General features: G+C 74.2%; 12 protein-coding genes. 4 read left to right on the forward strand and 8 right to left on the reverse strand.

Annotated elements, in window-relative coordinates:
• Nucleotides 1-2,739, forward strand: coding sequence for an FtsX-like permease family protein (locus R4Z62_RS10925; protein WP_491519695.1), 2,739 nt, complete (start codon nt 1-3; stop codon nt 2,737-2,739).
• A 160-nt stretch (nt 2,740-2,899) separates the two neighbouring features.
• Nucleotides 2,900-3,865 carry an ABC transporter ATP-binding protein gene (locus R4Z62_RS10930; RefSeq protein ID WP_064533200.1) on the forward strand — a complete coding sequence of 322 codons (966 nt, stop codon included), beginning with the start codon at nt 2,900-2,902 and terminating at the stop codon, nt 3,863-3,865.
• 49 nt (nt 3,866-3,914) lie between these two features.
• Here the strand turns inward: R4Z62_RS10930 and R4Z62_RS10935 are convergent, their stop codons facing one another.
• From R4Z62_RS10935 to ettA, 3 genes are read right to left on the reverse strand one after another with little or no spacing between them, the layout of a single operon-like run.
• Entirely contained in the window at nt 3,915-4,703 is a 789-nt protein-coding gene (locus R4Z62_RS10935) for a DUF8010 domain-containing protein (RefSeq protein ID WP_491519696.1), read from the reverse strand.
• Complete coding sequence (locus tag R4Z62_RS10940; RefSeq protein WP_018568429.1) at nt 4,700-5,116, reverse strand: acyl-CoA thioesterase; 417 nt, start codon at nt 5,114-5,116, stop codon at nt 4,700-4,702. The genes R4Z62_RS10935 and R4Z62_RS10940 overlap by 4 nt, the downstream gene beginning before the upstream one ends.
• Before the next feature lie 9 nt (nt 5,117-5,125).
• Complete coding sequence (gene ettA / locus R4Z62_RS10945) at nt 5,126-6,790, reverse strand: energy-dependent translational throttle protein EttA (protein ID WP_355480225.1); 1,665 nt, start codon at nt 6,788-6,790, stop codon at nt 5,126-5,128.
• A 206-nt stretch (nt 6,791-6,996) separates the two neighbouring features.
• On the opposite strand from ettA, the gene R4Z62_RS10950 reads away from it, so the two are divergent.
• Together R4Z62_RS10950 and R4Z62_RS10955 are read left to right on the forward strand one after the other, a co-directional pair.
• On the forward strand, nt 6,997-7,446 hold the full coding sequence (locus R4Z62_RS10950; protein WP_491519697.1) for a hypothetical protein: 450 nt from the start codon (nt 6,997-6,999) through the stop codon (nt 7,444-7,446).
• A gap of 105 nt (nt 7,447-7,551) precedes the next feature.
• Nucleotides 7,552-8,067, forward strand: coding sequence for an HAD domain-containing protein (locus R4Z62_RS10955; protein ID WP_382843703.1), 516 nt, complete (start codon nt 7,552-7,554; stop codon nt 8,065-8,067).
• A 28-nt stretch (nt 8,068-8,095) separates the two neighbouring features.
• Here the strand turns inward: R4Z62_RS10955 and R4Z62_RS10960 are convergent, their stop codons facing one another.
• From R4Z62_RS10960 to R4Z62_RS10980, 5 genes are all read right to left on the reverse strand, one after another.
• The gene (locus tag R4Z62_RS10960) at nt 8,096-8,410 is read right to left on the reverse strand and encodes a hypothetical protein (RefSeq protein WP_355480231.1); all 315 of its coding nucleotides are present in this window, start codon (nt 8,408-8,410) and stop codon (nt 8,096-8,098) included.
• A 41-nt stretch (nt 8,411-8,451) separates the two neighbouring features.
• Complete coding sequence (locus R4Z62_RS10965; protein ID WP_382843701.1) at nt 8,452-9,120, reverse strand: DUF3761 domain-containing protein; 669 nt, start codon at nt 9,118-9,120, stop codon at nt 8,452-8,454.
• 295 nt (nt 9,121-9,415) lie between these two features.
• Nucleotides 9,416-10,891: a Cys-Gln thioester bond-forming surface protein gene (locus tag R4Z62_RS10970; RefSeq protein ID WP_491519698.1), complete on the reverse strand. Its 1,476-nt coding sequence runs from the start codon at nt 10,889-10,891 to the stop codon at nt 9,416-9,418.
• Nucleotides 10,892-11,150: 259 nt separating this feature from the next.
• Nucleotides 11,151-11,666 (reverse strand): single-stranded DNA-binding protein, encoded by a 516-nt coding sequence (locus R4Z62_RS10975; RefSeq protein WP_355480237.1) that lies wholly within the window; start codon nt 11,664-11,666, stop codon nt 11,151-11,153.
• 245 nt (nt 11,667-11,911) lie between these two features.
• The gene (locus R4Z62_RS10980; RefSeq protein ID WP_491519699.1) at nt 11,912-14,275 is read right to left on the reverse strand and encodes a YfjP family GTPase; all 2,364 of its coding nucleotides are present in this window, start codon (nt 14,273-14,275) and stop codon (nt 11,912-11,914) included.
• Between the last annotated feature and the right edge of the window lie 3 nt (nt 14,276-14,278).

Below are 14,278 nucleotides of genomic sequence, written 5' to 3' on the forward strand. Positions count from 1 at the left end.
GTGAACACCCGCACCGTCGCTCCCGCCTGGGTCCGGGTACGGCTGCGCACCGCGCCCGGTGCCGCCGCGGCCCTGGCCCTGCTCGTCGCGCTGACGGCCTGTCTGGCCGCCGCGCTCCCGCGCGCCCTGGACCGCTACGAGGACGCGGGCCTGACCCGCGCCGTCGACCAGGCGACCCCGAAACGCACCGTCCTGACGGTGACGGCGCCGCAGCCCGGCCTCCAGCTGCCCGCCGAGGAGCGCTACCAGGCGCTGCTGCCCCCGGCGCTCGGCCGCCAGTTCGCCCGGGTCACCGGCGCCGTACCGGCCCCGCTGAGCGTCGACGCCGGCCAGTCCGCGTACGGGGTGCAGAACACCGCCGACCTCAGCGTCCCGGACCCGTGGATCCCGCGGCCCAACGGCATCCCCGCGCAGATCCGGCTCGCCGCGCAGAACGGCCTGGCCGCCCACTCCACCGTGCGCGACGGCCGGCTGCCCCGGGCCGACGGCGAGGTGACCGCCGAGACCGCCGAGGTGGAGGCCGCCGTCACCGCCGAGACGGCCGAGAGCCTGCATGTGAAGGTGGGTTCGGTCGTCCACGTGCCCGCCGTGTCCCGGCCGCCGCTGGCCGTCCGCGTCACCGGCATCGTCACGCCCCGCGAACCGAACGGCTCCTACTGGTCGGCCCAGACGCTGCTGCGCACACCCGCCCTGGTGCGGGTCCCCGGCGGCACCGACCCCCTGTACTACTGGCTGGGCGCCCTGCTGCTCCCGCCGGAGGCGGCCCCCGCCCTGCTGGGCACCAACGGCCAGCCGGTCCGCTACTGGCAGATCGCCCCCGACGCCGGCGCCCTGCACGCCTACGACCTGGACCGGCTGAAGTCGGCGGTCGCCACCCTGGAGGCCGGACCGGGCCTCGGGCAGATCCGCGCGGCCACCGACCCGGCAGCGCAGGCGGACACCGACCTCGACGACATCCTCACCGCCTACCGGCGGCTGACCTCCGGCGTCGGCCCGCTGGTCGCGGTCGCCGCGTTCGGCGGTGCCACGGTCGCCCTCGTCGTCCTGCTGATGGCCGGGGGCCTGGCCGCCGACCGCCGCCGCTCCGAACTGGCCCTGCTGCGCGCCCGCGGCGCCTCGCTGCGCGGGCTCACCGGCCGGCTGCTGACGGAGACCGCGGTGGTCGCGGTGCCCGCCGGGGCCGTCGGCCTGGGCGCGGCCCTGCTCGCCGTGGACGAGGGCCGCCGCCTCCCGGCCGTCGCCGCCGCCGTCGCGGTCACGGCCGTCGCCTGCGCCGCGCTGCCGCTGCGCGCGGCGCTGGCCCACCGGGTGGTCCGCGTCCACGCCCCGCGCGAGGACACCATGTCGGTACGTCCCTCCAGGGGCCGTACGGTCGCCGAACTGACGCTGCTGGTCATCGCCGTGGGAGCGGTCATCGCGCTGCGCCGTCGCGGGGTGTCCGGCTCCTCGGACGGCTCGGGCGACCAGCTGGTCTCGCTGGCCCCGGTGCTGATCGGTGTGATCGCCGCGCTGGTGCTGGTGCGGCTCTATCCGCTGCCGCTGCGCCTGCTGATGCGCCCGGCCGCGCGGCTGCGCGGAGCCGTCGGCCATCTGTCGCTGGCCCGCGCGGGCCGTACGTCCGTCTCGGCCGTACTGCCGCTGCTGGCCCTGCTGACCGCGCTCACCACGGCCGCCTTCGGCGGTTCCGTGCTGGCCGGGGTGGCGGACGCCCGTGACCACGCCGCGCTCATCGCGGTCGGCGCCGACGCCCGCGTCGAGGGCACCGGGGTGCTGCCCGCCGCCCTGCCCGACCGCGTCCGCCACGCCCCCGGCGTCCGCGCGGTCACCGAGGCCGCCGTCAACTACCAGGCCAAGGCGGGCACCGGGTTCACCCAGGTGACCCTGGCCGGTGTGGTCCCCGCCGACTACGCGGCCCTGTCCGGCCGCATGGGGCTCGGCGCCTTCTCCCAGGACGCGCTGCGGCGGCCGTCCGGCGGCGGGACCCCGCTGCCCGCGCTGGCCTCCCCCTCGGTCGCCCGGACCTACGGCACCCAACCCTTCCCGGTGCGGCTGGACGACGGCAGCGACGTCACCGTGCGCATCGCCCTGGTCCGGGAGCGGACACCGGCCGTGATCGGCACCAACTTCCTGGTCGTGGACCGCTCCGGCCTCACCCGGCAGGCCGCCCGCACCAGCACCCTGCTGCTGACCGGCGACCGGCTCGACGCGGGCGCGCTGCGCCGGGCGGCGGGGGCGTCCGTGGGCGTGGAGCTGCGCTCCGCCGAGCGGGCCCGGTTCGTCGACTCGCCGCTCCAGTCCGGCGCCGAGCGCATCTACACGGCGGCGGTCGCGGCCGGCACCGGCTACGCGGTGCTCGCCCTGCTCCTCGCCCTGCTGCGCTCCGCGCAGGAGCGCGGCGCGATGCTCGCCCGGCTGCGCACCATGGGTCTCACCCGCGCCCAGGGGCGCCGCCTGCTGGTGCTGGAGTCGCTGCCGCAGGCGGTGCTCGCCGCGGCCGGCGGCGCGCTGACCGGCTGGGCGACGATCCGGCTGCTCTCCCCCGGTATCGACCTGACCACGATCGCGCTGCCGACAAGCGTCGGCGCCACCGGCGCGAGCGCGCTGCGCACCGACCCGCTGTCCCTGGCCGTACCCGCCGTCGCGGTCCTGCTGCTGGCGGTGGCGGTCGCCGCCGTGCAGGCCTGGTGGACGGGGCGCAAGAGCTCCGTACGGGAGCTGCGGGCGGGGGACGCGCGATGAGCGCCACCGGCACGAGGCGCGCGACGAGCGCCACCGGGGCGAGCACCGCCGAGGCGGCCGGCCCGCTCGGGCGGGCCGGCCGCCGAACCAGTCCCTCCGACCGACCCCGCCCCCGCCCCCGCCGCCGTAGCCGCCACAGCCGCCGTGCAGGAGTCTTGCGATGACGACGAACCCCACCCTCGCCGACCTGGCCCGGCGCGCCACCGAGGACCGCACCCGGCCCGCCTACGGCCATGACGCGCTGATCACCTGCGACCGGCTGGTCCGCATCTTCTCCGCCGACGGCGTGGAGGTGCAGGCCCTCCAGGGCCTCGACCTGCTGGTGCGCAAGGGCGAGCTGATGGCGCTCGTCGGCGCGTCCGGCAGCGGCAAGTCCACCCTCATGAACATCCTCGCCGGTCTGGACACGCCCACCGCGGGCGCGGCCCGGGTCGGTGACCACGACCTCCTCGCCATGACGGCCAAGGACCGGCTGCGCTACCGCCGCGAGGTCGTCGGCTTCGTCTGGCAGCAGACCTCCCGCAACCTGCTGCCGTACCTGACCGCCGCGCAGAACGTCGCCCTGCCCATGCAGCTGGCCGGCGCCCGCGGCCTGGCTCGCCGCGCCAAGGCCGAACGCGCGCTGGAGTTGCTGGAGCTGCTGGAGGTCGGCGACTGCCGCGACCGGCGCCCGCACCAGATGTCCGGCGGCCAGCAGCAGCGGGTCGCCATCGCGGTGGCCCTCGCCAACAACCCCTCGGTGCTGCTCGCCGACGAGCCCACCGGCGAACTCGACTCGCACACCGGCGAGCAGGTCTTCGCCGCCTTCCGCACCGCCAACGAACGCCTGGGCACCACGATCGTCATCGTCACCCACGACCAGGCGGTGGCCACCGAGGTCCGCCGCACGGTCGCCATCCGCGACGGCCGCACCTCCACGGAGGTGCTGCGCCGCAGCGAGGTGGACGCCGCCACCGGCGACGAGCGGGTGGTCAGCCGCGAGTACGCCATGCTGGACCGGGCCGGCCGGCTCCAGCTGCCCGCCGACTACACCCAGACCCTCGGCATGCGCGACCGCGTCGCGCTGGAACTGGAGGAGGACCACATCGCGGTGTGGCCCGACGACAGCGACAGCGAACGGGCCTGAGCGCGCGCCGCGCCCGGCGGGACCGTCGGCCCGGTGCGCCGGGCCGGGCTCAGCGGACGCTGACGCCCAGCGCGCCGAGCCCGGCCCGGCGCACCGCCACCGACCCGAACGGGGTGCGCAGCCGGAGCCAGGCGCCCGAGGAGAACAGCGCGGGCCCGCCCGGCGCGGGCACGGCGGGGGTGCCGGCCCCGGCCGAGACGGCGGGCGGCGCGGGTGACGCGGGTGATACGGGTGCGGCCCCGGCTCCGGACTCAGTGGTCCCCGTGGGCCCGGTGGTCGCGGTCCCGCGCAGGAAGCCCAGGGACTGCGCCGCGTGCACGGCCCGCACCGGCAGGGCGGTCTCGCCGACCGTCCGGGACCAGATCTCCCGCCCGATCCGGTCGAGCTCGGCACGGGTGCGCCGCTCGGGCACCAGGCCCCCCGTACGGGAGCGGAACTCGGCGACGGCCGCCGACACCAGCGCGCGCAGCGCCTCGGCCGGGGGCAGCCCCGGCTCGCGCCGCCAGCCGCCGCGCGGCGGCAGCACGCCCGCCCACGGCGGCCCGGTCACCGCGGCCGGCACGACGCCCGTCGCGGCCTTCTCGTCGATGGACTCCAGCAGCTCGCCCGCGGAGACGGTCACGTCGAGCGTGGCGTCGAGACCGTCCTCGTAGGGCTTGGCGAGAGCCACCGCGCGCACCGCCAGCACCTCGAACGACGCCGGCCGCCCGAACACCGCGAGCGCCGTCCCGGCCGCCTGGAGGCGGACGGCGGCGGCACGGTCGTAGTGCAGCAGCCGGGAGAGGAAGGCGGCGAGGTCGGCCGCCTCCGTCTCGTCGGCGAGGTGGAGCACCGTCATGCGGCGACGGCCTCCTCCTCGGCCGTCTCGTCCCGGTACTCCCCGAGGAACTCGCGCTCCTCGGCGGTGAGCCGACGCGGGCGCTGTGCCTCGAAGTCGAACGGCACGATCACCGTCGACGCCCGGACGTAGATCCGGTCGCCGTCCTTGACCTCGTAGCCGAGGGTGAAGGACGCCGCCCGGATCTCGGCCACCCACAACTCGATGTCCACCGGCTCGTGCCGGTGGACGAGCTGCCGCTTGTAGTCGATCTCATGACGCGCCACCACGGACCCCTGCTGGAAATCCTTGTCCGGGCGGAACAGGAAATCGATGCGCGCCTCCTCCAGGTAGCGGAGGAACACCACGTTGTTGACGTGGCCGTAGGCGTCCATGTCCGCCCAGCGCAGCGGGCAGCGGTATGTGTGGCGCATCTGCTTCGATCAGCCCCGGGTCAGCTTCTTGTGGGTGGCGCGGTGCGGCCGGGCGGCGTCCGGGCCGAGCCGCTCGATCTTGTTCTTCTCGTACGACTCGAAGTTGCCCTCGAACCAGAACCACTTGGAGTCGCCCTCGTAGGCGAGGATGTGCGTGGCCACCCGGTCCAGGAACCAGCGGTCGTGGGAGACGACCACGGCGCAGCCGGGGAACTCCAGCAGCGCGTTCTCCAGGCTGCCGAGGGTCTCGACGTCCAGGTCGTTGGTCGGCTCGTCCAGGAGCAGCAGGTTGCCGCCCTGCTTGAGGGTGAGCGCGAGGTTGAGGCGGTTGCGCTCACCGCCGGAGAGCACACCGGCCGGCTTCTGCTGGTCCGGGCCCTTGAAGCCGAAGGCGGAGACGTACGCCCGGGAGGGCATCTCGACCTGGCCGACGTTGATGTAGTCCAGCTCGTCGGAGACGACGGCCCACAGCGTCTTCTTGGGGTCGATGTGCTCGCGGCTCTGGTCGACGTAGGAGATCTTGACGGTCTCGCCGACCTTGATGCTGCCGGAGTCCGGCTCCTCCAGGCCCTGGATCATCTTGAACAGGGTGGTCTTGCCGGCGCCGTTCGGGCCGATGACACCGACGATGCCGTTGCGCGGGAGGGTGAAGCTGAGATCCTCGATGAGGACCTTGTCGCCGAAGGCCTTGTTCAGCTTGTCGACCTCGACGACCACGCTGCCCAGGCGGGGGCCCGGCGGGATCTGGATCTCCTCGAAGTCCAGCTTGCGCATCTTGTCCGCCTCGGCCGCCATCTCCTCGTAGCGGGCCAGCCGCGCCTTGGACTTGGCCTGGCGCCCCTTGGCGTTCGACCGCACCCACTCCAGCTCTTCCTTGAGGCGCTTCTGCCGCTTGGCGTCCTTCTGCCCCTCGACCCGCAGCCGGGTGGCCTTGGTCTCCAGGTACTTGGAGTAGTTGCCCTCGTAGCCGTGCAGCCGGCCGCGGTCGACCTCGCAGATCCACCCGGCGACGTTGTCCAGGAAGTACCGGTCGTGGGTGACGGCGACGACGGTGCCCTCGTACTTGGCGAGGTGCTGCTCCAGCCAGTTCACCGACTCGGCGTCGAGGTGGTTGGTGGGCTCGTCCAGGAGCAGCAGGTCGGGCGCCTCCAGCAGCAGCTTGCACAGCGCGACGCGGCGCTTCTCGCCACCGGAGAGGTTGGCCACCGGCCAGTCGCCGGGCGGGCAGCCCAGCGCGTCCATGGCCTGCTCCAGCTGGGCGTCGAGGTCCCAGGCATTGGCGTGGTCCAGCTCCTCCTGGAGCTTGCCCATCTCCTCCAGCAGCGCGTCCGAGTAGTCGGTCGCCATCTGCTCGGCGATCTCGTTGAACCGGTCGAGCTTGCCCTTGACCTCGGCGACGCCCTCCTGGACGTTCTCCAGGACCGTCTTGTCCTCGTTCAGAGGCGGCTCCTGGAGCAGGATGCCGACGGTGTAACCGGGCGACAGGTACGCGTCACCGTTGGAGGGCTGCTCGAGCCCCGCCATGATCTTCAGCACGGTCGACTTACCGGCACCGTTCGGGCCGACGACGCCGATCTTGGCACCCGGAAGGAAATTCAGGGTGACGTCGTCGAGGATCACCTTGTCGCCGTGCGCCTTGCGCGCCTTGCGCATGGTGTAAATGAACTCAGCCAAGAGAAACCGTCCGGCAGCTTGAAACTGGCAGTGGGCAGATACACCCCATCTTGCCGTACGGCCACCCCTGCGCGGAAACGCGTCAGGTTGTGGGGCTCTGACCTGGGGTTCGCCGGTGACGGCCGGAGGCTGGGGGTGGTCGGCCCGGTGGGCGTCGCCCTGTCCACAGGAGTCCCACGCCGTACCGGCGCCTTCCGGGAGGACAGATGCAATGGTCGACGATCGCCGCGACAGCCGTGGGCACCGTGCTCGGGGTCGTCGCCACCCTCGCCGCCGATCACGTCCGATGGCGACGCGACAGGGCGGAACACGACCGTGAGACGTTGCGCACCGCGTGCACGGAGTACCTGTCGGCCCTTTCCAGAGCCAGGGACGCGTTCTCCCGGACGGCCCCTTCCCCGGACCGTGTCGGCAAGGGACACGTCGCGATCGGCGAACACGGCGTGTACGCGGCACAGCAGCAACTGGAACTGGTGGCCCGCCGGAGGCTCATCGACAGCGCCGGCCGCACCACCCTCGGCGTCCTCGACTTCCATGACGCGGTGGCCGCGGGACACGCCCCGGACTCACCGGAGTACGTCCACGCCTGGCGAGCAGTCGGCCGGGCCCGTACAGCGCTGACCGAAGAGATGCGGGCCGCCCTCCGCCGGACCTGAGGCTCCCCCCGGCCGGTCCGGGCGGATACGCGGCAGCCCGGGACGCCTGACCGGGGGCCCTGGTGACGGCCAGGACTCGCCGCCCGGCCGGGCTATCGTGCCGCTGTGACCAGCGCAGCGGAGCGTCCCCTCCTCTTCCTCGACGTCGACGGCCCGCTCATCCCCTTCGGATCACCGAACGCCCCGCCCCAGGCCGCCGCACTGCCCGCCCGGCCCGGGGGGAACCCGCTGCTGGACCGGCTGGACCCCGGCATCGGACCACGCCTCCTGGCCCTGGGCTGCACGCTCGTCTGGGCCACGACATGGACGCAGGACGCGAACGAGACCGTCGCCCCGCTCCTCGGCCTGCCGCGGCTTCCCGTGGTGCAGTGGCCGGCCACCGACCCGGGCGACGGTCCCCGGGGCCTGCACTGGAAGACCCGGGCCCTGGTCGAGTGGGCCGACGGCCGGCCGTTCGTCTGGCTCGACGACGAGATCACCGCCATGGACCACACCTGGGTCACCGCACAGCACCCGGGCCGGTCCCTGCTGCACCGCGTCGACCCGGCCAGAGGACTGGCGGACACCGACTTCCACGCAGTCACGGGCTGGCTCGCCACCGTGGACATCGACGTTTCCTAGGGGCTTCGGAGCCCTTGTCCCGACCGCTTCACCGCCCGCTCTTCCAGTCGGTGTCCAGGAGTGCCGCGTGGGCGGCTGCGACGACGAGCGTGAAGAGCAGTACGCCGCCCTCCCAGTTCCTCGGGTTACCCGTGAGGGTCGCCGCGATCGGGGCGCCCCAGGCGAAGGCGGCGTAGACAGCGGGGACATACAGGGCAACGACCCGTTTCTTCGCCGCGATGAAGAACAGCACCGGGGCCAAGAGCCCGGCAGACCCCACGACGGCCACGATCCAGACCCATTTGTGCCAGGTCTGGGCGTACATCCTGGCTCGGATCGACGAGGTCATGTACGGGTTCGCCATGGTCATCTCACCCTTCCCGATTCCGTGGGAGCGATGTCGCGCTAGGACGGGACACTGGCCAGCCAGACGGCCACGCCGCCGTGGTGCGAGCAGGTGCCGCGTCGGTGGGCGGAGTAGCTGAAGCTGCCGTCGCGGCACTGGGCGGTGGCTCCGACGGGGGTCTCGTCCTGTGAACCGCCGGAGGACGACGAGGAACCGGAGCCGCCATCGGACGAATCGGCGCCCTGGTCCTCACCGGTACCGGCGACCGCGGCCGATCCTTCGTCACCTGACTCGTCGTCCGCGCCGGACACAGCGGCGGCTGCGCTCTCGTCCCCACTGGCGCCGGACGAATCGTCGTCGTCGCCGACCTGAGTTCCCCCGGGGTCGTCACAGGTCTCGCCCGCGCTGGACTTGACGGTGTCGAAGGTGAGTGTGTCGTCGGCACTCATCGACGCACCGGCGGTCGGCGACTGGGCACAGACCGTCCAGTTGCGGTCCCAGAGCTGCTGCCGGTTCCGGCCGCTGGCATCCGTCGAGTCGAGCCGGTGGATACCGTCTTCCTGGGCCGCGTCCTGGGCGGCCTGGAGCCCCATCCCGACGTAGTCGTCGACGGTGATTGTCTTCGCTTCGTCGGCACTCGCCGCTGCCGACGAACCGGTCGAGTCGTCCTTGTCGTCGTTGACCGGAGCGCCGCAGCCACCGATCACGAGCAGCGCGGCCAGCATCATGCCGCACCCGAGCCGCAGTTTTTTCCTGTCCTCCGCCGTGGACTGAGACCTTCGATTACGAGCCACGCGCCGAACCCCCTGATTCCGCTCGCCGCGTGCTCCCCTGCACGCGGCGGCTGCCCTGCTCTCGGTCGCGCGACGATGCCCGCCTCAGCGGGAAGCAGGTGCTGCCAGGGCGATGACTCTAGCCGGGCGGCGACTCAAAGGTGCTCGTTCGGTGAAAAGAATGTGAACGAAATATGGATGCCGCTGAAGTCCGGTACGACCGCCCCGCCCCGCCCGGATCCGGATCCGGTCAGTCCTGGGTGGTCCGCTTCTTGCGGAGGATGCTCAGGGCCGTGGCGCCGAGGACCAGGAGGCTGAGGCCGATGGCGGCGATCAGGGGGGTGGTGTCGGAGCCGCCGGTGGCGGCGAGGTCGGGGGTGGTGGGGACGTTGCCGGCGGTGACGGGGGTGGGGGCCGGGGCCGGTTCGTCGAGGGTCTGGGTCTTGGTGCCGACCGCGGCGCCCTGGGTCTTGCAGTCGAGGACGCCGGTGAAACGCTGGGCGCGGCCGTCGGGACCCACGAGGGTGAAGTCGTAGGCCTGGTCCTCCTGGAGGGGGATCGCGATGGTGCGGGTGGCACCCGCGGGGACGCTGTGGGCGGCGCCCATCAGGTCGAAGGTGTACGGCTGGTCGCCCTTGTTGGTCACGCGGATGTCCAGGGTGCCCTCGGCGCAGTTCTTCTCGGCGGACAGGGCCGGTATGGGGCCGTGCTCGCCCCAGGTGGCGACGGCGGTCGCGGAGACCGTGGACTCGCTGGAGCCGGCCAGGATCTGGGTCTGGCTGCGGCTGTCGGAGGTGAAGGCGCGGCCGACCGGCACGGTGGTGGAGGCCTGGACGGTCAGTTCGGCGGAGCCCGCCGCGGCGTCCGGGGTCCGGGGGGTGCCGTCGGTGCTCTCGGCCGAGTCGGTGGCGTCGGTGGTGCCCGTGGGGCTCTTGGGGATGTCGAAGTAGAGGGGGGTGCCGTTCTTCGCGGTGGTGACCGGCTTGCCGTCCTTGCCGACGATCCGTACTCCGCCGGCGTCGGCGGGGGGCGACACCGTCACGCTGCTCGCGCCGGTGCGCACGGTGACCGGGCCCAGCCGTCCGCCGGGGCGGCCGGAGACGGCGGGCGGGTCCAGGCTGAGCGAGGCGCTCGGTTCCGCCTCGTCGCGGGCGCTGCGCTGGAGGTAGTCGGCGAGCTTCTCGGCGCGGGAGTCGACGGCGTCGACGCGGGCGCCGTCGGAGTAGCGCCAGATCGCCACCTGGGTGCCCGCCGCCGCGTCCTGCTCGGTGAGGTTCTTGACCCCGGCCTTGGCGGCGAGCGCCGCGAGGTCGTTCACCTGGGGGTAGGAGTGCGCCAGGATCCAGCGGATCTTCCCGGTGTTCTTGTTGGCCCCGAGGGAGGTGCCGCTCCAGGGGGTCTCCTGGTACTTGGCGTCCTTCTGCGTGGGGTTGTGGATGTCGACGCAGTACGTCTGGAGCATGCCGCCGCCGTCCACGGCCATCTCGAACAGCCCCGCGGAGATCTGGTGGTTACCGCTCTCGTCGCGCAGGACGGCGGCACCGTACGTCTTCAGGCCGCCCATCGTGGCGGTGGCCCCGCCCTGGCTCTGCGGCCTGCCGTCGGCGGCCGCCGGGCCGGCGGTGGCCAGCACGGCGGCGACGGCGAGTCCGGACGCCAGCGTCGTGGCGGCGAGACGGGCCGCCCCTCGCCCGCGCGCGGACCGCGCAGAGTACGAAGCACACACAGAATTCCCCTTCGAGCAGGACCCGTTCACGTGGGGGTGCGGTCCCACCAGCAGAATCTCCAAGCCCATGAGCTACGTTCGGCATCCTAAGGACCCCTCGCACCGGCACTTGCTGTCAGGTCGTCAGGGGCCCGATCCGAATCGGAATCGTTATCGCCGCCACCGCCGACGAGCAGGGCTTATCGACAAATCAACCCGGCTCGCGGGCGGAAGGCGGGCCCGGACGGACCTCGGCGGGGCCGGGGGCCGCGGCCTGCCGTCATGCCACCGCGGCCGGCTCCCGGTCCTGCTCCCGGCCCTGTTCACGCTCCTGCGGCTCCGGACCCGATCGCTGTCGTGGCTGTGCGCGCGGTGCCGGATCCGGGGTCTCCCAAGAAGGTTCGGGGCGCGGCGGCTCCGCGGGCGCGGCCTGCTCCGGGCGGCCCGATCGGCGGAACGCCGACGTACCCCGCGCCAGGTCGTGGCCGATGGCCGTGGCGTCGATGTCGGCCCAGGTCCTGCTGGTGCCGTCGCGGGTCTCCGTCCGTACTTTCAGGCGGCCCTGCACGAGCACGGGGTCGCCCACGTTCAGCGAGGCCATCGCGTTCGTGGCGAGCTGGCGGTTGGCCCACACCGTGAAGAAGTTGGTGTGGCCGTCCGTCCAGGTGTTCTTCTCCCGGTCCCAGTAGCGCGCGGTGACCGCGAGGCGGAACCTCGCCGAGGCGCCCGCGGCCGGTTCACGGTACACCGGCTGGGTCGCCACGTTGCCGACCACGCAGACCGTCGTCTCGTTCATCGTCTGCCCCTCCCTCGCCCGGCCCTTCCGGTCCGGGCGGACACCCGCACGGGCCCGTCCCGTACGGCTGCGTCCGCCGCATCCGCTGCGGCTCGCCGCGCCGACCGCTTCCGTCGCGATCGCCGCGGCACCAGACTGCCGCCGCCGGGACGAGCCCGCCGGGCCCTGTGGAGCACCGCCCGCCTGTGGACAACCCGCTCACCCGATCGGGTACCGAGTGCCTTCCGGCCCCGCCAGGACTCCGCTCACCGCCCGCTCGCCCCCGCCACCCGGGCGTACTGCTCCCGCACCTCCCGGTACCGCAGCAGTTCCGACGCCACCGGATCCAGCACCCGGGCCCGTCCGCACCCCGCGGCGGCCTCCCGCAGCCGGCGTTCGGCCTCCTGCCCGTATCTGCGGGCCGGGCCGCGGGCCGCGATGCGGCAGCTCCACTCCACGATGGGGCCGCCGACGATCCCGGCGATCATCAGCAGCACCGGCACACCGAGGTTCGGGGACAGGACACCGGCGATCTGGCCGACCAGCCACAGGCCGCCGACCACCTGGAGGATGGTCATCGACGCCTGCGCCATGACCGCCGCGGGCCACCAGCCCGGCCGCGGCGGACGGCCCGGGGGCAGACCGGCCCGCGCCGCGAGTTCGTCCAGGGCCTCGGACAGCCCCTGGGCCCCGCGCACCGCGGCCTCGCGCACCGCCTGCGCCCAGGGCGCGGGCAGTCCGGCCGCCGCCCGTTCGGCCACCGTGCGCACCGCCTGTTCGACGCGCTGGCGCGCGGTGGCCTCCTCGTCGGGCTGCGCGCGCACCGGCAGCCGGCCCGTGGGGGGCTCGCGCCGGTCCTGGTACCAGCGCCACAGCCGCAGCCAGGGCGTGCCGCACGCGCGCCCGGCGTTGCGCAGCCAGGCGCGTTCGGCCGCCTCGCCCGCCGCGGTGGCGCCCACCGCGTCCGCGAGGCGGGCCGCGAACTCCTCGCGCGCCTCCTCGCTCAGCCCGGCCCGCCGCCGGGTGTCGTACACCGGCCGGAGCCGGTCCGCCGCCGCGTCGACGTCGGCCGCGACCCGGCGCGCGGCGGCCCCGCGTTCGGCCACGAACTGGCCGAGCGACTCGCGCAGTTCCGGGATGCCGTCTCCGGTGAGCGCCGACAGGGCGAGCACGGTAGCGCCCGGTTCGCCGTACTCCCCGAGGGCTACGCCGTCCTCGTCGAGCAGCCGCCGCAGGTCGTCGAGGACCTGGTCGGCGGCCTCGCCGGGGAGCCGGTCTACCTGGTTGAGGACGACGAACATGACCTCCGCGTGGCCCGCGAGGGGACGCAGATAGCGCTCGTGGAGGACGGCGTCGGCGTACTTCTCCGGGTCGACGACCCAGATGACCGCGTCGACGAGCCCGAGGATGCGGTCCACGTGCTCGCGGTGCTGCACGGCGGCCGAGTCGTGGTCGGGCAGGTCGACCAGGACCAGGCCGCGCAGTTGCGGGTCGGCGTCCGGGCCCTGCACGGGGCGCCTGCGCAGCCGGCCGGGAATGCCGAGGCGGTCGATGAGGCTCGCGGCGCCGTCGCTCCAACTGCACGCGATGGGGGCGGCGGTGGTCGGCCTACGCACCCCCGTCTCCGAGATCGCCACGCCCGCGAGGGCGTTGAACAGCTGCGACTTGCCGCTGCCGGTGGCGCCCGCGAGGGCGACGACGGTGTGCTGCCCGGACAGTCGGCGGCGCGCCGCCGCTTCGTCGAGCACGCGCCCCGCCTCGGCGAGGGTGCGGCTGTCCAGCCGGGTGCGGGACAGCCCGACGAGTTCGCGCAGCGCGTCCAGCCGCGACCGCAGCGGCCCGTCGTAGGCGAGCGGCGGCACGGGCAGCGTCCGGGCGGGCCGGGGGTCCACGTGCACGAGGTCGGCGGCGCTCGTGCCCGTGCCGGTGCCGGTCTCGGTGACCCGGCGCGCGATCAGCCCGTCGTCCCAGGCCCCGGACCCGGACCCGGTCCCGGACCCGTCGGCGCCGCCGCGGCCCGGGGCGTCGCCCTCCCTGCCGTGCGGGTGCCGGTCGTCGTCCCGCACGCGCGCGTTCGTCTCGTCGTCCCTCACGCGCGCGTGCCGCTCGTCGTCGTGCCCGCGCGCGTACCGCTCGTCCCGGCCCGCCTGCCGCGCGAGCGCGGTGGCGGCGGTCCTGCCGTCCGCGCCGCTCCTGCTGTCCGCACCGTCCCTGTCCTCCCTGCCGCCGCCACTGCTCTCACCGGCCGGGGCGGCTTCGGCGGACCGGCCCGCCGGAACACCGCCACCACCCCCGCCGACGCCACCACTGCCACCATCCCCGCCGACGCCACCACTGCGACCGCGACCGCCACTGCCGCCACGGGCCTCGGCCCGTCCCGGATCGGGCCGCCCCGCACCGGGCCGCCCGGCCTCCCGCCCCGGCGCGTCCCGCGCCCCGTACCTGCCGCTGGACACCGCGCCCGCACCCGCACCCGAGCCCGCTCCCCCGCCCGGCCCCGCCGCGCCCTGCGCGCCCTCCGTACCCTCAGCGCCCTCCGCGGCGTCGGCGGCGTCGGCGTACTCCGCACGGCCGGTGCGCGGGGCGCGTGCGGTGTGTTCCGTTCGGTCCTGATCAGTGACGGCGGTCACCGG

The organism is Streptomyces sp. PL-25 (assembly GCF_058344915.1).